Origin of the sequence: Vibrio albus (assembly GCF_003144035.1) — a bacterium.
In the GTDB taxonomy this organism is placed as follows: domain Bacteria; phylum Pseudomonadota; class Gammaproteobacteria; order Enterobacterales; family Vibrionaceae; genus Vibrio; species Vibrio albus.
Map to the genome: position 1 here is coordinate 457236 of NZ_QFWT01000003.1, position 19705 is coordinate 476940.

Annotated in this window: 11 protein-coding genes; all 11 read right to left on the reverse strand. The window is 44.1% G+C overall.

Going from position 1 to position 19705, the window contains the following annotated elements:
• Positions 1-3: 3 nt before the first annotated feature.
• The 11 genes from rmf to prc all read right to left on the reverse strand — a co-directional run bounded on the left by rmf (position 4) and on the right by prc (position 19693).
• On the reverse strand, positions 4-177 hold the full coding sequence (gene rmf / locus DI392_RS08230; RefSeq protein ID WP_109319417.1) for a ribosome modulation factor: 174 nt from the start codon (positions 175-177) through the stop codon (positions 4-6).
• A gap of 166 nt (positions 178-343) precedes the next feature.
• Positions 344-2230 (reverse strand): DUF3466 family protein, encoded by a 1887-nt coding sequence (locus DI392_RS08235; RefSeq protein WP_109319418.1) that lies wholly within the window; start codon positions 2228-2230, stop codon positions 344-346.
• Complete coding sequence (locus DI392_RS08240) at positions 2231-4153, reverse strand: ABC transporter ATP-binding protein (RefSeq protein ID WP_109319419.1); 1923 nt, start codon at positions 4151-4153, stop codon at positions 2231-2233.
• Between the two features lie 23 nt (positions 4154-4176).
• The gene (gene rlmKL / locus DI392_RS08245) at positions 4177-6306 is read right to left on the reverse strand and encodes a bifunctional 23S rRNA (guanine(2069)-N(7))-methyltransferase RlmK/23S rRNA (guanine(2445)-N(2))-methyltransferase RlmL (protein WP_109319420.1); all 2130 of its coding nucleotides are present in this window, start codon (positions 6304-6306) and stop codon (positions 4177-4179) included.
• A gap of 688 nt (positions 6307-6994) precedes the next feature.
• Positions 6995-7543 carry a cell division protein ZapC gene (locus tag DI392_RS08250; RefSeq protein WP_109319421.1) on the reverse strand — a complete coding sequence of 183 codons (549 nt, stop codon included), beginning with the start codon at positions 7541-7543 and terminating at the stop codon, positions 6995-6997.
• Between the two features lie 159 nt (positions 7544-7702).
• Complete coding sequence (gene pyrD / locus DI392_RS08255; RefSeq protein ID WP_109319422.1) at positions 7703-8713, reverse strand: quinone-dependent dihydroorotate dehydrogenase; 1011 nt, start codon at positions 8711-8713, stop codon at positions 7703-7705.
• Positions 8714-8758: 45 nt separating this feature from the next.
• Positions 8759-13597 (reverse strand): NAD-glutamate dehydrogenase, encoded by a 4839-nt coding sequence (locus DI392_RS08260; protein ID WP_109319466.1) that lies wholly within the window; start codon positions 13595-13597, stop codon positions 8759-8761.
• 150 nt (positions 13598-13747) lie between these two features.
• Entirely contained in the window at positions 13748-13966 is a 219-nt protein-coding gene (locus DI392_RS08265) for a DUF2835 domain-containing protein (protein WP_109319423.1), read from the reverse strand.
• A gap of 146 nt (positions 13967-14112) precedes the next feature.
• On the reverse strand, positions 14113-16719 hold the full coding sequence (gene pepN / locus DI392_RS08270; protein WP_109319424.1) for an aminopeptidase N: 2607 nt from the start codon (positions 16717-16719) through the stop codon (positions 14113-14115).
• Between the two features lie 177 nt (positions 16720-16896).
• The gene (locus DI392_RS08275) at positions 16897-17559 is read right to left on the reverse strand and encodes a hypothetical protein (RefSeq protein WP_109319425.1); all 663 of its coding nucleotides are present in this window, start codon (positions 17557-17559) and stop codon (positions 16897-16899) included.
• A gap of 139 nt (positions 17560-17698) precedes the next feature.
• On the reverse strand, positions 17699-19693 hold the full coding sequence (prc, locus tag DI392_RS08280) for a carboxy terminal-processing peptidase (RefSeq protein ID WP_109319426.1): 1995 nt from the start codon (positions 19691-19693) through the stop codon (positions 17699-17701).
• Between the last annotated feature and the right edge of the window lie 12 nt (positions 19694-19705).

A 19705-nucleotide genomic window follows, 5' to 3' on the forward strand; every position in this document is an offset into this window, starting at 1 on the left:
TTGTTATTTATAGAGACCTGATTGAACATCACTTCTCGCGTCACGCCATCCACCTAACCAATACGACCTCGCGTCGGCTTGCTGATAAGGACAATTTTCCATAGACCGTCCGTTAACACCCGCTTTATAGCCTTGTGACTGAGCTCGTTCCAGGCGATCACGCTTCTGTCTCTTCATAGTGCAGTTCCTCATACAGTGAATTGTTTTCCTAACGTACTACTATTACTTTTTTATGGAGTATTTGTTACTCCGTTGTTAAGGATGCTCCAATTAGAATTTTTTCTCAAGCACAAAAAAAGCACAGATTCAAAATTGTGAACCTGTGCTTTTTGTATTCAGCTAATTATGCAAATTTGCGTCGAATTCCCATCAATCCAAGCAACATGATGCTTAACCACCCTAGCCCTGCTCCCGAACGTTCTGATGAACTTGAATCGGATTCAGCTCTCTCCACAATCGATTGCTCAGATGAAAGAGGAATAAGCTTAACGGCGACGATCTGCTCATCACCATCACAGGTAGCGAAATGGGCGGTAGAACTATATCCTCCATCACATTTAAACGCTGATGCAGCGATGACACCGGCATCGTTAATATCTGCGGCGTTAAAAATACGATACTGGTTGTTATTGTCGCTATAAGTTCCGCCATTGGTTAGATCATCCAGCCACCATGCCTGATTGCTGAATAACGCCATTCGGGTAGAATCCGAATTAGTCCCGTTGTATGGATAAATGAAACCGCGACGCCGACGTTTTTTGCCGTTGTTTTCCCGGTGAGTTTCAGCGTCGATTTGCCCTACAATTTCATTGTAATTGTTAATAGCATTGGCTTCACCACCAGCACCACTAAAGAAGATACCTCCGCTGAGATAACTCGCACTTGGCGCACCATCACTGGCGTCTGCGATAAACAGACGGTTATTAAAGGCACCATTTTCAGAGGTTTCGCGTTTTGCTTCACCAATGACTAATAAATTATCGTTAATATCTTTGGCGACAGAGTTGCTGTATACGTAGTTACTGCTCTGCCTTAGCTCAGCCCCGCTGATAAAAGTGCTGTCCCAGGCATCAGCAACGACACCGCTGGCATCAAAGGTATCATTAGGATAATAGACCGCCGCCTGCATCATCAGATTGCTATCATAAACCGCTGTATTAAAACCAACCATAACCGGCTTACCGCTATAAGTTCCGGATGCCGGTATCACAACGCCACGAATACCAGCCTCAGCAGACTCTTCCTCAACATTCGCGCTAGAACCACTGTTCCAGTCAGTAGCCGCTATACCGGTTGCGGTGGTCACACCATTAGTGGAGCTGGTATTCGTCACATTCCATACGTAAGCCTTCTGAGCAAACGCAAAGTTCTGGCATTCTGCATAAGTAGCTGGATAATCATATGTGGAACAACTACTTACATCGCCTAAATAATCTTTGCTTGAATCAGATGCATCAAAAGGAGCAACTGCAGCAGAGCCAACTACATAAGTGGAACCACCATAGGTAAATGAATCAAACGCCATCGTCCGACCCATTTTTTCTACGATATTTTCATCGCCCTGCTCCGGAAGAAGCAGAGTAGAACCATAAAATCCGCGATTACGATAAGTCAGAGCATAATTGCCACTTAAATCAAAATAACCACTGGAAGTGTTACCAATAGGCGTTGTTCCACCTAACGCATTGATAACGACATTCTTAGAAGCGCTCTCTGGAGATGAAGTCGTACCCTGTGGATCTTCTGTTGGATCAGGAGAATCAACGCTGATGCTACTGCCTGAAGCATTTGTAAACGCAGTGGCATTAGAAGTATAAGAGACTAAACTCCATGCCTCTCTCTCCCGCTTAAGGCCACCAGCATCATCAATGCCATTCCACTGATAAGAAGCCCAGCTTTCACAGGTGTTATAACCCAGCTCGTTAGAACAATAGGTTTCCAGATCGTCCTGATCCAAGATAGTGAAAAAGTTATCGAAACCAAAAGGCACTTCCTGCTTATAAGAAAAGCCCATTGTACCTTCCAGGGTATCTCCAGCTAACGTATAACCGGAGCCATCACTACAATCTGTCGTAAAGCAGCTTGTAGTACCCTCCTCGATTGCAGAGCCATAGGCTTCTGTGCCTGACGGCTGTGTGACTTCTACAACCCGGTATAGTGCAGCATTAGCGTGTGTAGCGGCCAAAACTAAGGCCGCTAATGTCGATAACTTAAATGTTTTACTACTCATTTAATTTTCAAATTCCTGTTGCATGGCTTCAAGCTCTTCCCAGCGCTCGAATGCTGTTTCCAGTTCCTGCTCAGTGGCAGATAATTTATCCAACACAGGTTGTGTTTCTTCTACTGGCTTAGAGAAAAAGCTGGGATCATTTACCGAAGTCTGTAACGATTCAATTTCCGCTTCAAGCTCTTCCAGCCGCATTGGCAAAGCTTCTAACTCGCGCTGTAGCTTATATGATAACTTCTTCGGTTTATTGCGTGGCTGACTATTTTTGAGAGTTTCCTCAACCACTTTCTGCTTTGATTCAGGCTTTTGCGCAAGACGAGCTTGTCGTGCCTGTTCTCTCTGCTGTTGCGCATCATGATACCCACCAACAAATTCCTCGATATGACCTTCGCCTTCGAAGATCCAGCTGGTTGTCACTGTATTATCAACAAATTGTCGGTCGTGACTCACCAGAAGTAACGTACCCTCATAGTTGGCAAGCAAATCTTCTAAAAGTTCCAAAGTTTCAATATCTAAATCGTTGGTTGGTTCATCGAGTACCAACAAATTATTGGGTTTCAGAAAGATTCTTGCCAGTAGCAGCCGGTTTTTCTCTCCACCAGACAGCGCTTTTACCGGCGTTCTCGCCCTTTTCGGAGAAAAAAGAAAATCTTGCAGGTAACCCAATGCATGTCGCTGACGTCCGCCGACCATCACTTCCTGCTTACCGTCAGCCAGATTATCGATGACGGTTTTCTCCGGATCCAAAATCTCCCGATACTGATCAAAGTACGCCACTTCGAGCTTGGTACCACAACGCAATTTACCGGAATCAGGTGTCAGTTCTTCAAGCAACAGTTTCAAAACCGTACTCTTACCACAGCCATTCGGCCCAATAAGAGCAATTCTGTCACCACGCATAATATTGAAGCTAAAATCAGAAACAATTTGTTTGCCACCAATAGAATAATTGACATTCTGTGCTTCAAACACAATCTTGCCTGAGCGGTTACTGGTATCAATATTGATATTCGCTTTGCCCTGCACTTCTCGGCGCTCTTTGCGTTCTTCACGTAGCTTTTTAAGTGCTCGTACGCGGCCTTCATTACGGGTACGACGAGCCTTAATACCCTGTCGGATCCATACCTCTTCCTGAGCGAGCTTTTTGTCGAATTCCGCGTTCTGCATTTCTTCAACACGCAGAGCTTCTTCTTTATCTATCAGGTATTGATCGTAATTTCCCGGGAAAGAGTTTAGCTTTCCCCGGTCAAGGTCAAGAATACGGGTCGCCATAGATTTGATAAACGCACGGTCATGCGAAATAAAGACAATAGAGCCACGGAAGTCTTTAAGAAACGTTTCCAGCCACTCTATGGTCGTTACATCCAGATGGTTAGTTGGCTCATCTAGCAGCAATACATCCGGATCGCACACCAGCGCCTTAGCCAGTGCCGCCTTTCTCTGCCAGCCACCGGATAGGTCAGTCAGCTTAGTGTGCGGGTCTAACTGCAACGCTGTCAGTACGTTTTTGATTCGGTCTTCAAACCGCCAGGCACCAGAATGTTCAAGCTGTTCCTGAACCTTAGCCAGTCGGTTGATATTCTGTTCTGAAGGGTCAGAGGCCACCAGATCAAGTTGATCCTGATAGATCTTTAGCTGTTCACCTGCTTCAGCCAAACCACCAGCCACATAATCCAGTACCGTACCCTGTTCGTTTCTCGGTGGATCCTGTTCAAGACGAGAGACCACCACATCCTGAGTAATCTGGATTTTACCGTCATCCAGTAAAACCTCTCCGGCAAGCACCTTCATGAGTGTCGATTTACCGGCTCCGTTTCTGCCGACTAAACACACCCTTTCATTTTCCTGCAGGGCGAAATCAGCATGATCAAGTAAGGGATTATCCCCAAACGCCAACTGGGCGTTATGTATGGTTAATAATGCCATGTATTTTAATCGTTCCGTGTCTGTTACTGCTCTTGTTTGTGCGTAATAAGCCAGCAGTTATGAATATGTTTATTTCTGGAAAAATCCAGAGGAAGCGTTTTCGCAGAGATATTCTCAGCCTGAAGACCGAGCTCTTCCAGTGCAGTAAAGTCCATCTTAAACTGACGTTTGTTATTAGAAAATACAATGGTACCGTCTTGTCTTAGCAAACGCTGAAGATGCTTCATCAGGTAGATATGGTCACGCTGAACATCGAAACTCTTTTCCATACGTTTAGAATTTGAGAACGTAGGGGGATCGATAAAGATAAGATCATAATTGCCTTGTGCCGACTCCAGCCACTGAAGACAATCTGCCTGCTCAAACCGGTGTTGACGCCCAACCTGACCATTTAGTTTCAGGTTCTCTTTTGCCCATTCCAGATATGTTTTAGACATATCTACTGTGGTGGTAGATTTGGCACCACCACAAGCGGCGTGAACCGTTGCGGATCCTGTATAAGCAAACAGGTTAAGAAAATCCTTACCTTTGGCCATACGACCAATTTGCCTGCGGGTAAGTTTATGATCCAGGAAAAGTCCCGTATCCAGGTAATCATATAGATTAACCTGCAGTTTTACACCGTACTCATTAACTTCAAGATAACGAGCGTGCTCACCCAACTTCTGATACTGAGAAGCGCCCTTTTTCTTTTCCCGGGTTTTCAGCACCACTTTATTGGCATCCACACCCATCACCTGAATGGTGGCGCGGATAACATCCGTTAGACGACGTTTAGCTTTCTCTTCAGGGATGTTCTTCGGAGCGGCATATTCCTGGATAACCAGATAACCCTGATACACGTCGATTGCGACATTGTAATCCGGCAAATCCGCATCGTAGACACGATAGCAATCCAGCTCTTCGCGCTTGGCCCACTTGCCTATCTTACCTAAGTTCTTTTTCAAACGGTTAGCAAAATCAGGCGCAACGACTGCCTGCTCTTTTTGTATATTTCCATTTTCTGCCGTTCGCTCGGAAATAGAGTAATTTTTCTGGTGACAGCGTAACGCACCGTTATTCAGCTTATATTGTTTATCGGCACGCATACGAAGACAGCTTAGCAACTCTTCAGAACTGGAGAAGATAGAGGCTTCACAGCCACCAAATTCAGCCTTTAACTGGGCACCAAACGCTGTATACAAAGCGATAAGGCCCGGCTCTGTGCCTAAACGCTCGCCATATGGCGGGTTACAAACAATAACACCATGAGTAAAATCTTTAGGGCGAGTTAACGTTGCTGCGTCACTTTGCTCAAACTGGATCAGTTCTTCAACACCAGCTCTTCTTGCATTATCACGGGCGACCGACAATACACGCTTGTCATTATCATAACCGAAAAATTTCCCCTGAACATTTTTCGCTCCCCGGCGAGCCTGCACACTAGCTTCTGATTTAAGCTCTGCCCAAACTTCGGGTTCAAAGTCTTTCAATGCTTCAAACGCCCACTGCTTCCTCTTTACGCCCGGGGCCATGTTAGCCGCCATCAAAGCAGCTTCTATCAGTAAGGTTCCTGAACCACACATAGGGTCCAGCAGGGATTTATCAGCATCCCAGCCACAACGCATAACAATCGCCGCTGCCAGGTTTTCTCTAAGAGGCGCTTTGCCTGATTCCGTCCGGTATCCACGCTGATGCAACCCCGTACCCACCATATCGATACCGAGTATAGCCTTGTCTTTATTCAAGCGAACATGGACACGAAGATCCGGACGATCTTTACTGATCGAAGGTCTTGAAAGGCGCTGTTTCTCAAAACTATCGATAATCGCGTCTTTTACCTTCATGGCACCGTACTGGCTATTACGGATTTCTCTGTTCGTACCGTTAAAGTCAACGACAAAGCGTTTAGAACAATCAAAGTGTGAAGGCCAGTTAATTGCTGACGCAGAAAGATACAGATCCATGTCATCCTGACACTGAAATTCAGCCAGTATTTTTACAAAACGGGACGCGATTCTGCTCCACAGACAACAACGATAAATTAGTCTGTTATCGGCTTTAAATTTTACGCCAGCCTGAACAGGCTTTGGATCGATAACGCCAAGCTCTTTAAGCTCTTCCGCAAGAAGGTTTTCTAACCCGTTGGAGGTTATTGCTAGATATTGATTCATCTTGACCTTTCTATCAGCACACTCCGGCAACACGCCGGTGAAAAATAGTGTCTGATTATACCTGAGAATCAGTCTGGATCAGAGCAAAGTCGGCATTTTCTGTTTTCTGGCGACGTTAACTGATTAAAGAACCCACAGTAACCCTGGTTAATGACGGTAACTTACTGTCCGTTCAGGCCGGTTTGCTGTCTGGCTTTTCATGCTTCATCTCTAACAATCTCGTCCCCTCAACTTAATTTACCATAAAAATTATAGTGACTACTTACTACGCCTTTAAGCGAGATATAACAATGTCTCCTAATTTAAGCAGCATAGTTATTCATGTATAACTTGGTCTATACCAGAATATTCTGATAATGAAATTAAATAACAGATCTACCCTAAAACAGGAATAAATGGGCAAAATTCACCCGAAAGATTTAGTTTTATGGTGTACGAAAAAGAGAAAAATTGAGTGGTTCATGCCGCTTATTGTCTCAGTAATAAGAGACTCTTGCGTTCTGAATGATTAAAAATCAAACAAATACACAGTAAAAGTGCTTACTATGATAAGGTCATAGGGCAAAAAGACAGGAATAAAAAAAATCGGCTACCAGGGAAGAAGCCGATAAATACAACAAAGGAACGAATTTTGATGAACTGTATTGGTGGGTAATGGTTCTGTTCGTGAATAGCTAATGCGTTCTTATTAGCTCACCAGAGCCACTGGATTCTCGATAAAAAGTGCATTCGCGCACAACATACGGTCATGCATTACTTTGATAGGCTCAGCAAATCTCAGCTTCTTGGAGCCATTCAGGTTGAACTCATCCAGCTCGATATAGACACATAAGCTGGCGTTCTCACCACACTCCACCACCATAAAGTAGCCTTCGCCGTACTGGTTCTGAAGGTGGATAAAATCCCCTTCTTCGACTTCGTAGCCGTCCCTTTCAGGTTGGTAATCGAAAAACCAGCTTTTGGGCTGAACGGGAACATGAAATCGTTTAGCTGCAACACAGTTAAGTACCAGCTCGGCCCGACGTGGCTCGGAAAGACTTGTTCTGGATGTTTTCTCGTAGAAAATCTGAAACGATGTAGCATCTTCCACAGAAAATTCATTGCTGGCAAAGGCGCAGTCAACCAAAAGTTTCTTTGGCAGGTTTACCCGAAAGAGCATTTCCTCGCCGAGATCCAGCATCAGAGCGTCATCGCTTTTGTCGTAATACCAGTTCCATGTGTCTTTTGGTTTTAGCATGTTCCGTCACCTATTTTTTTAAATTGATTCAAAATGTTAGGTAAAAGACGTAATTATCTTAGCCAACGTTTCTATTAATTCTACAAACGGAAAAGCAAAAAAAAAGAGGAAAACAATTCCCTCTTTTTCTGCAATAAGACAGGTGTTGACAACGGTGAATTACAAATTTCGGACAATATCCCGGATCAAACCAGGGCCATGGTAGATAAATCCAGAGTAAACTTGCACAAGTTGAGCACCGGCGAGCATTTTTTCTTTGGCCGCAATATAAGAATCGATACCGCCAACCCCGATAATCGGTAATTTGTCTCCAAGCTCCTGATGAACCCGGCGAATGACTTCTGTACTCCGAAGTTGTACCGGACGGCCGCTTAAACCACCCGCTTCTTCCGCATGCTTCATTCCTTTAACCATCGACCGGTCAAGGGTCGTATTCGTGGCTATCACACCATCAACATTGTGACGAACCAAAGAGTCACAAATCTGCACAAGCTCTTCATCACTTAAATCAGGCGCAATTTTCAGCGCTAAAGGAACGTACTTATCATACTTCTTCTGCAGCTCTACCTGCTTGGATTTAAGATCTGACAACAGTTGGTCCAAAGCATCACCGTATTGTAGTGTTCTTAGCCCTGGGGTATTTGGTGACGAAATGTTAACAGCAATGTATCCCGCATGATCGTAGGTCTTTTCCATGCAAATAAGATAATCTTCGCTGCCTTTCTCAATTGGCGTATCTTTATTTTTACCAATATTGATACCGATAACACCATCGTAGGTCGCTTTTTTAACATTTTCGACTAGAGCATCAACACCATCGTTATTAAAGCCCATACGGTTTATCAGCCCTTCCGCTTCCACAAGACGGAAAAGACGCGGCTTATCGTTACCCGGTTGAGGACGTGGCGTTACCGTACCTACTTCAATGTGGCCAAAGCCCATAGAACCAAACGCATCGATACACTCACCATTTTTATCCAGCCCTGCCGCCAGACCAACTGGGTTTTTAAAAGTAATCCCCATACATTCCACCTGACGAACAGGAAGGTTCTGACGATAAAAGAGGTCAAAAGGTGTGCCGTGAAAACGTTTGAAATTTTGAATTGCTAACTCGTGTGCCTTCTCAGGATCGAGTTGAAAAAAGCCAGTCCTGGCCAGACGGTAGAGCATTGTGCCTCCGATATAAAAAGCCCCGTTTAAACGGGGCTGTATTATTTACTTATTTGCAGAACAATTCAAATTTAAAAGCATCAATTCTCGCAATGCGACTGAAAACTTAGCAAACTCATGTCCTGTACCAACTTTAAATTCATTTAAAATATTTTCCCATCGGGATAATGAACGTTTATTCGCTTCCATCCAGTTTTCTAATGCGGACACTGACTCGAATTTACTGCCGGAACAACCACAATTCAGAACCTGAGCCGAAAGCTGCCTTTGCTGCCAGTCCAGATCTTCTCTGAATGCAGCTCTTGCTAATGCCTGCCAGTTATTAGTGGTTTCCTGAATATTGATTTGTTTCAGGAACCAATGCAGAGATAACCGGTCTCCCAACGTAAAATACAATTTAGCTGCATCTTCTATTGACTGACCGCTTTCTCTTGCAATAGATGAAATATCCAACACAGAATTAAGGCTGGACAGTCTGGCAACATAATTAGCCAGATCGGTCTGTACCCCCTGTTCAATCCATTGGTTTGCCAGATCGTTATGCTCCTGTACTTCTTGCGGAACCAGAAAACTGTCTAGTTGAGCTGTAATGATTGCGACATCCTCTTTAAACAGGGAAACGGTGTCGCTAATTGGTGTACGGTTCCGATTACGCAAGACCCAGCGAGACAATCTTCTCATGGTTCTCCGGACATAAAACAGTAATTCATACTGAGCTGACGCCTTGGCCTTGTTATCCAAATCACGAATAGCACTTATTGTATTAGCAAAATCATAGATTTCTCTGATAGTGACATAAGCATTCGCTATTTCTGCAACGTCTGCTCCTGTTTCTTCCTGCAAACGGGTAACAAAATTGCAGCCCATTTCATTCACCATCTGATTAGCCAGTACAGTGGCAATAATCTCAGCGCGTAGTGGATGGTTAACGACATGCGGAGAATAGTGACCACGTAACTCTTTTGGGAAGTAGTTTTGTAAACAGCGACCGTAAAAATCGTCATTAATGATATCATCACAGACTAATTGCTCTTTCAAAACCATTTTACCGTAGGCCAGCAATACCGACAGTTCGGGACGGGTAAAGGCTTTCCCTTGCTTTTCTCTTTCAAGTAACGTCTCATCATCAGGAAGATATTCCAGGTTACGATCCAGGTAACCTCCTTTTTCCAGATCATGAATAAAACGGATTTGCTCTTTTACCAGAGACGCCCCCTGATATTCACTGACTGAAACTGATTCAGACTGACAATAAGCGTCATCCAAAACAATTCGACTCACTTCATTTTCCATTTGCTCTAACAACTGATTCCGTTGTTTAAGTGTCATGTCCCCATTCGCCACCAGCGTATTCAGGAAAATCTTTATATTTACCTCATTATCTGAACAATCGACGCCACCGACATTATCGATGAAGTCGGTATTAACCCTTCCTCCCAAGAGCGCATACTCAATACGCCCTTTTTGGGTCATACCAAGATTTCCACCTTCACCAATAACTTTTGCATTCAGCTCTTTTCCATCAACTCTCAGTGCATCATTGGTCCGGTCTCCGACATCTGAATGACTTTCACCGGATGCTTTTACATAAGTTCCTATCCCACCATTCCAAAGCAAATCCACCTGCATCTTCAAGATCATCTTAATCAGATCATTAGGCGAAACAGCCGCTTTTCTGGTCGACAACATTTTCTGAATTTCGGGGGTTAGCTTGATCGACTTAGCTTTTCTCGAGAAAACCCCGCCTCCCTGAGAAATTAAATCTCGGTTGTAATCTTCCCAACTGGAACGGACTTTATGGAATAAACGCTCTCTTTCCTGCCAGCTAGTTTGTGAATCCGGTGTAGGATCAATAAAAATATGAATATGGTTAAATGCCGCCTGCAGGCGTATATGCTTAGAAAGCAACATCCCATTACCGAAAACATCGCCTGCCATATCCCCGATACCAATACAGGTGAAATCCGTTGTCTGACAATTTGTGCCCATTTCCCTGAAGTGGCGTTTTACAGATTCCCATGCACCTTTCGCAGTGATCCCCATAACCTTATGATCATAGCCATGAGATCCACCAGAAGCGAAAGCATCACCAAGCCAGAAGCCATACTGTTCAGACACCGCATTGGCCAGATCAGAGAAGGTCGCCGTTCCTTTATCGGCCGCAACGACCAGATATGGGTCATCATCATCATGGCGAACCAGTTCTGCCGGGCTGACAACCTTGCCCTCAACAATATTATCGGAGACATCCAGCAAAGCACGAATAAACTGTTGATAACAACGTCGGCCTTCTGCCTGAATCTCGTCTCTTGTGGCAAGGCTTGCAATTCGCTTACAGACAAAGCCACCTTTTGCTCCTACCGGAACGATGACCGTATTTTTTACCTGCTGCGCTTTCACCAGCCCCAGAATTTCTGTCCGGAAGTCTTCGGGACGATCAGACCAACGCAGACCACCCCGTGCAACTTTTCCACCGCGCAGGTGTACCCCTTCAACATCGGGGGCATAAACAAAGATTTCATAAGCCGGTACTGGTGCAGGAATATCAGATATCTCACCCGGCCTTAGTTTAAGTGCTAACCAGGCTTTGGGCTGTTTACTGCTATCCAGTTGAAAATAGTTTGTTCTGACGGTTGCCGAAATCATTTCCATGTATTTACGAATGATCCTGTCATCATCCAGACTTTCGACATGATCCAGCTTGGTCATGAGATCATTGTTCAATGTGCTATAAGTTTTAGCTCTGTTCTTGACCGCAGGATCAAATCGCTTAATAAACAAATTAACTAATGCTGCTGCCAGATCCGGATAGTCAGACAGCGTTTCTGCGATATAGCGTTGACTAAATGGAAACCCAACCTGGCGCATATAACGGGCATACCCTCGCACAATGGTCACTTCACGACCCGTTAAACCCGCCCCAAGAACTAGCCGGTTAAACTTGTCACTTTCTAGTCTTCCCGACCAGATCTGAGCAAATGCCTGCTGGAAACGATCCCTTGCTTTACGAAGATCAATCTTATTTTCTCCGCTGTGGATCATAGAAAAGTCCAGGATCCAGCAAATCGTGCCATCCTTTTTCTCGATCTCATAAGGAGATTCACCGACAACGCGTAAGCCTAAGTTCTCCAGCATAGGCATTACATCAGAAAGATGAATAGGCTCATCACGATGATACAATTTAAGGTGAACCACTCTGGAATCTATACCCTCTTCCTGCGGACGATAAAAAAGCATCCCGAGACGATTATCGTCACTGAGTGCTTCTATTCTTTCAATATCAGCCACTGCCGCTCCCGCTAACACGTCCCCCTTATACGCTTCAGAAAATGCCGATATATACTTTTTGGCTAATGCCAGTCCCTTACTCTCACCGAAGTTTGCGACTATGGCCTGTGTGAGCTGATCATCCCAAGAAGAGGCTGCTTCCATTAAGTTCTGCTCTATAGTTTTAATATTGAAACGAACATTACTGTCGGTCACTCTGACCGTGTACTGAGTTCTTGCCAGTGGGCTTTCAGAGAAAAACGTGGTGAATTCCACGTCTTGGTCTGACTGGAAATGTTCTTTTAAGATACGCTGGGTCTCGCAGCGAAGGCCTGTGTTATAACGCTCTTTGTTGACGTACACCATGCAGGTAAAAAAACGACCAAAAGGATCTTTGCGAACAAATAGACGCAGAAGATCACGATCCTGCATTTGCAACACGCCGGATCCGATATTCAATAAATCTTCTTCACTCGCCTGTAGCAGTTCATCACGAGGATAATTCTCTAATATATTGTGCAGCGCTTTACAGGAATAAGATCCTTCCCGATAGCCACTCGCTTTCAGAATCCGTTGCACTTTCTGACCGACAAGAGGGATATTGAATACACTCTGATTATAAACCGCGGAGGTATACAAGCCGATAAACCGGTGTTCGCCGATAACGATTCCTTTCTCGTCAAATTTCTTGATGCCGATATAGTCGGTATGTGCAGGACGATGAATTCTTGAAGGCGTGTTCCCTTTAGTCAGAAGAAGCAGAGTGGGTTTTTTCGCTTCGACTCTGGCAGAGTCCGGCATATTTGAAAGACGCAGCGACTTTGTTTTTCCCGGCTTGGACAGCAAACCCAGTCCTTTTTCTTCTGTAGGAGTTAACACATGATCGCCGTTATCATCAATCAGACTGAATTCCTTGTACCCCATGAACGTGAAATTGCCTTTGCCCAGCCAGCGCAAAAACTGCAGGTCTTCCTCCATCCTTTCATCACTTTCCGGAATACATCCCCTGTGTCGCTCAATCTCTTCAACTACCTGGTTCAGCTTTTTCAGCATGGGCTGCCAGTCAGAAACCACGGATTCCGTGTCTTGCAGCACATTCGTCAACTCATTCTCCAGATTCAACATTTCAGATTCATTTTCAAGGCGGTCAACCTCGATATGAAATAGAGATTGATAGACCCCTTCACCAGTGTTGATTCCGGTCACTTTCTTTTTTTTACTCCATTCCAGTTGAGTTGGTCCATGAAGCATCAGGTGACAAGTCAGGCCGAGCCGGTTAAGTGCCATTTTTACTGAATCGACCAGAAATGGTCTGTCTGGTACGACAATCTCAACAATAGTATGAGTCGACTGCCAGCCATTCCGGCTTAACGTTGGGTTAAAGGCATGCACAGAAGTCTGATCCGGCTTATTTTTTACCAGGTGATTCCATAAACTCATCACCGCACCATAAAGATCCGAATCCGACCTATGTGTCAGGTCATCTTGCGATATATTGTTAAATAAATGTTGTGCCAATTGAACCACAAGTCCGGACTGTTCAGACTCCAGCTTTTGGTGGATAAGCTGGTATACTTTTTCCAGTAATACTGGGGTAGGAGTTGATCGCACGTTCATAATCATGACCCATTATTGGACTACCATGATTATAGTTTATCTCTGATTTGAAAATGAAATTGACAATTAGTTAACATTTTAACTAATCGTACAGGAGAAAATAGGATTATGTGAACAAGATTACTGATTAAACTTCAGAGAGTTACCTATCTATAGTGATTCCAGCTGGACAAATTTGTTATTCTGGTCAGTTGTCAGCCGAAACCTACCTTTAATGCCAATCTGAGATAAAAAAGGCCTTAAGCGCATTGCCGGGATCTGAACCTTCAGCCCCTGCTCTGTCATCACCAGTACAGCACTGGCAGCACCGGAATAATGTTGCTGAAAAGTATGGTAAGAAATGTTGAGGCGAAATGTGTAATGATTCATTGGCAATAACTGTTGTAAATGACTAAATCGTGTTTATCTTTCATCAATTCTTAGGCACCGCCTAAATAACTGATGCCCCCTCCGCGCCATCCATCGCACAGAGGGTTGCAAATATATCGTGTCCCTAGTTTAAGATTTTATTATGATTAAGCTTCAAGTGCCTTGGTCACTTTCTCATACAAATCTTTTGCCAGGTTATCCATAGCTGCCAGATTTTCTAACTCTTTACGCATCATTTTTTGGCGGTGTGCGTCGTAACGACGCAGTTTCAGCATTGGATCAATCAAACGAGATGCCACCTGTGGATTTGACTCATTCAGGGTACGCAGAATTTCACCGGCAAATTCATAGCCAGAGCCGTCTTTTGCATGGAAATGAACCGGGTTTGCGTTAAGGAACGAACCGATAAGGCTGCGGATCCGATTTGGGTTCTTCAGGCTGAATGTCGGGTGATTCATCGTCTCTTTGATGACACTCAAAACATTCTCTGCCGGACTGGTTCCCTGCAAACTGAACCACTTATCCATCACCAGACCATCATGACTCCATTTGCTGCTGAAGTCAGACATCAGTTCTTCACGACACGGCAACTGAGCCAGATTTGCTGCAGCCATTGCCGCCATGGTATCCGTCATATTATTCGCACTTTGATACTGAGCGTGAACCAATGAATTTCCATCATCGAGATGAGCCAGATAACTCAGACAAGTATTACGCAATGTCCGCTTACCAAGTGCGTCATGTTCAATGGTATACTCTTTCTGCTCCAGGACCCGATATGTTGCCATCAATTCATCTTCAAGGTTGACCGCAATTACTTTCTTAATTGATGTCAATACAGAGTCTATTGCATCTACATCAACGGTATCAAACCAACCTGACACCTCATTGTGAGATGGAAGAGACATAAATTCTGCAACAAATGCAGGTTCGAGTTTCTGACTCAGAAGTACACCACGGAAAGCATCCAGTACCTCCTCTGGTAAAGAAAATGCTTTCCCTTGCTGCAGTTTAGCGACATTCTCACGGATATATTTTGCAAGCAACATTTGTCCGGCATCCCAACGGGCAAAATCGTTCTTAGCATAGTTCATCAGGAATATGAGTTCCTGGTCAGAATAATCGTACTCCAGTTTTACTGGTGCAGAAAATTCACGCAGTAGCGACACTACTGGTTTTTCCTGAACATTTTCAAATACAAAGCTTTCTTTCTCCTGCTTCACATCTAAAATATTCGTTACTTTTAAACCATTACACTGTAACGGAATGACATCACCATTCTTAGCATAAAGCTCAATATCCAGAGGAATATGGAGTGCCTGCTTCTCTTTTTGTTCCTGAGTGGCAGGTGTTGACTGAGCAACATTCAAAGTGAATGTTTGTGCCTCGGTGTCATACTGACTGTCAACTTTCAGAGTCGGAGTACCGGACTGGCTATACCATCGTTTAAAGTCGGACAGGTCAACATCAGAAGCATCCTGCATGGCTGCAACGAAATCATCGCATGTCGCGGCGGTACCGTCATGACGTTCAAAGTACAGCTTCATCCCCTTTTGGAAGCCTTCTTCACCTAGCAGAGTATGTATCATGCGAATGACTTCACTGCCCTTTTCATAGACGGTTAACGTATAGAAATTATTCATCTCAATTACTTTATCCGGACGAATGGGGTGTGACATCGGACTGGCATCCTCGGCAAACTGAGGACCACGAATAATACGTACATTATTGATACGGTTGACTGCCCGTGACCCCAGATCCGACGAAAACTCCTGATCACGAAATACCGTCAAGCCTTCTTTCAAACTAAGCTGGAACCAGTCACGACAAGTGACACGGTTTCCGGTCCAGTTATGGAAATATTCATGACCAATGACCGCTTCAATACCCAGGTAGTCGTTATCTGTGGCCGTTTCTTCGTTCGCCAGAACAAATTTGGAGTTAAAGACGTTCAGACCTTTGTTTTCCATTGCTCCCATGTTGAAAAAATCAACAGCAACAATCATATAAATATCAAGGTCATATTCCAGCCCGAACCGTTCTTCATCCCACTTCATCGAGTTAATCAAAGACGTCATCGCATGGCCGGCACGATTAAGATTCCCTTTATCGACAAAGATTTCCAGATCAACATGTCGTCCGGAGCCTGTCACGTATTGATCACGAAGAACATCGAAATCACCGGCTACCAATGCAAACAGATAAGCGGGTTTTGGGTGTGGGTCTTCCCATTTTACCCAGTGTCGACCACTGTCCAGCTCCCCACTGTCTACCTTATTACCATTACTCAGCAGGAATGGATTTTCTGTCTTATCCGCGATGATTTTGGTTGTAAATTTTGCCAGCACATCAGGGCGATCCAGATAATAGGTAATTCGTCGGAAGCCTTCAGCTTCACACTGAGTACAGAATGCGCCACCAGATTTATACAAACCTTCCAATGCCGTATTCTCTAGAGGATTAATTTCCGTCTTAAGTGTCAGGGTAAATTCCGGAGGTAGGTGGTAGATTTCGAGGCGGCCTTCTGTTTCTTGATAATCACTCCAGACCTGTCCGTCAACTTCTACAGCAAGCAGGCTTAGCTGTTCACCATCCAGAACAAGAGTCTCGCTCTTTTTAAGTTGCTTAACCTTGGAAACCGCCGTGACTTGGGTAGCAGTATCATGTAAGTCAAATGTGAGGTCGATATGGGAAATGGTATGTTCTGGAGACTGATAATCTTTGCGGTATTTTGCTTGAGGGCTCTGTGACATTTGTATAATCCTTTGTTGTCCGGTTTTCATTCTGAATGAAAACTCTGATGGACATTTTATTCATTCCTGAATAGATCTATGGGCGACATGAGCGAACCTCAACCCCCAGTCAGACAAAAACAAGGAAAACCAACTGGTTAACCTCATATAATATTGGTAAAAAACGGTTTTTGTGACTCATTCAACCCTTGCGAGTTCTGCATACATATCAAAATGCTCGCTTGTTAAGGTAAGAGTATCTTTACTGAGTGTGTAGCGAGAGTCCTGTTCACCTTCTTCATACATCAGAATCAGATGATCATCTTCCATAAAGTAAATACCTTCATGGGTAACAAACGTGCCATCCTGAGACTGTGCCATAAATAAAAAGACAAAATCGGGCTGGAGAACTAAATCCATCTGACTGACATTACTGGCGAGAATATCTTCTCCCTGAATATCACGGCTGGTCCACGAGCCAGCGATTGCGTTCGGTAATCCCTTGATAAAAGTAATACCGTTTAACATTAATCGATTATGGCTTGAACGGTATTGATATGACTGTGGAATATCAGCATTCACCCCAAGGATCAGGGTACCAACGCCAACGGAATAATGTCCCTGCCAATAATCCACACTATAATCTTTCTTTTCGACCCTGATACTAAACTTATAATCAGAAGCAAGGGACAGCTTTATTGTCAGAAAGTCTTCCTGAGACTGCTGAGGGTTAGGATTAAACAGGTACCAATCACCCAATAAAAACGGGTAATCGAACTGGGTTAAATCCCCTTTTAGATTTATATCTGCCTTCACCGTTATAGCAAAAACAGAGGTCAGAATGAGTAACAACCACTTCATCATCATTCTCCTCACTTTTCTTTAAGCTTAGGCAGAGATGATTGATAAAGCGAAAACTTTGCTCTGAATCACACTGTTCAAAACGAAAAAAGCGAGCACCTGGCTCGCTTTTTATTTATTATCAAAGGAATAGAACTCTCTATGGCTTAAGCATATCAACCATAATGGCGACAGATTCATCAAGATAAGCATCGGGCGCTTCGTAAGATTTAGGAATATCATCAAGCGATTTATAAGGTTCTTCACCTTTGGCTTTTTGCCTCTCATTAATGCGATCAAGACGAATTTTATCATCCTCATCTCTTTCAGCTCTGCGAACTTTTTCGTTCAATGAAAGAGTCGTATCATCTTTTTCCTTCTGATAGCGGACAATATCTTCCTGAATAAAGCCAAACTCCATATCGTTTGCGATACGTGCCTTATGTTTTGCCGTAAGCGTTGACACCAGACTGGTTTCATCTGCCAGTTTTTCATACGACGCAGGAACAATACTATCCCATGGTAGTGCATTATCCTCGACACTCTCGCCCGTTTCTTCCGGGTTCACTGGTGTCGGGTAAGGAATATCGGGCGCTACCCCTTTATTCTGCGTACTTCCACCATTGATCCGATAAAACTTCTGAATGGTATACTGAACATAACCGAGTTCTTTATCAAACATATCATAGATATGATTTAAAGAGCGGTGTTGTTGAACCGTGCCTTTACCATAGGACTGTTCTCCCAGAATGATGGCCCGACCGTAATCCTGCATTGCTGCCGCAAAAATTTCTGATGCTGAAGCACTGTAGCGATTAATCAGAACAGTCATCGGTCCCCGATAACTAATTTCGTCGTCCGTATCACTATTGATGTTTACACGACCATAACTGTCACGAACCTGAACTATCGGACCACTGGTAATAAACAATCCGGAAAGCGCATTGGCTTCTGTCAGAGCGCCGCCACCATTGTTACGCAAATCAACAATAATACCATCCACATTCTGCTGTTTCAGTTCAGTCAGCAGCTTATCAGTATCTTTCGCCAGACCGACATAAAAACTTGGTACTTCTAAGACGCCGATTTTTTTACCGTCTTTTTCAATAAGTTCTGATTTTACCGCCCTGTCTTCTAACCGAACTTTATCTCGCACAATTGTTACGTTGTGACTTTTTGCACTTTTACCTTCTGGTAAAATCTGCAGTGTTACCTCAGTGCCTTTTGGGCCTTTGATCAACTGAACAACATCATCCAGACGCCAGCCGATGATATCAACCATCTCTTCGTCTTTCTGAGCAACACCAATAATACGGTCTCCATCCGTAAGCGCATTGGTCTTTGATGCCGGGCCACCAGGTACCAGTGAACGAATGACGGTATAGTCATCCACCAGTTGAAGTACGGCACCAATACCCTCAAGAGACAAATTCATTTCGGACTGAAACTGTTCAGCATTGCGGGGCGAAAGATAACTCGTGTGAGGATCAACCTGACGAGCAAATGCATTCATATATAACTGGAAAGCATCTTCACTGTGCGACTGAGTCAGGCGCTTAATGGCATTGTTATAACGTTTCTCCAGAGTGTCTTTTATCTCTGTCCACTCTTTTCCAGCCAGCTTAAGGTTAAGCGCATCGTATTTAACTCGCTTACGCCATAATTCATCAAGTTCTGCTTTATCTTTCGGCCATGGCGCTTCAGAGCGATCCAGCTCGATGGATTCATCAGCATCAAATGTGATCTCTTTATCCAGCAGACTCAACGCATAAGCAAAACGTTCGAAACGTCTCAAAGTCGCCTGATTATAGACATCGTAAGCAATTTGGTTATTGCCTTCCTTAAGTTGATCATCTAATTGTAGTGACCAGCCATTAAATGACTCAATATCAGACTGAGTAAAGATATTCCGGTTATAATCCAACATTTCCAGATACCGGGCAAAAATGGCCTGAGAGAACTGGTCATCAAGATTAAAATGCTTGTAATGAGAGCGGGTAAACCGGGAGGTAACCCGTTTACTTGCAGTTTCGTGTTGTTTTTCAGAAGAAAGAACGGGAAGCTGATCCCGATGGATTTTTGCCTCAAGGGCGTTCGCTGAAGCTGCCAGCAATAAGCCGGCAGCGATCAGGGATAATTTTAAACGGCATTTCATGCGTAGGATTAT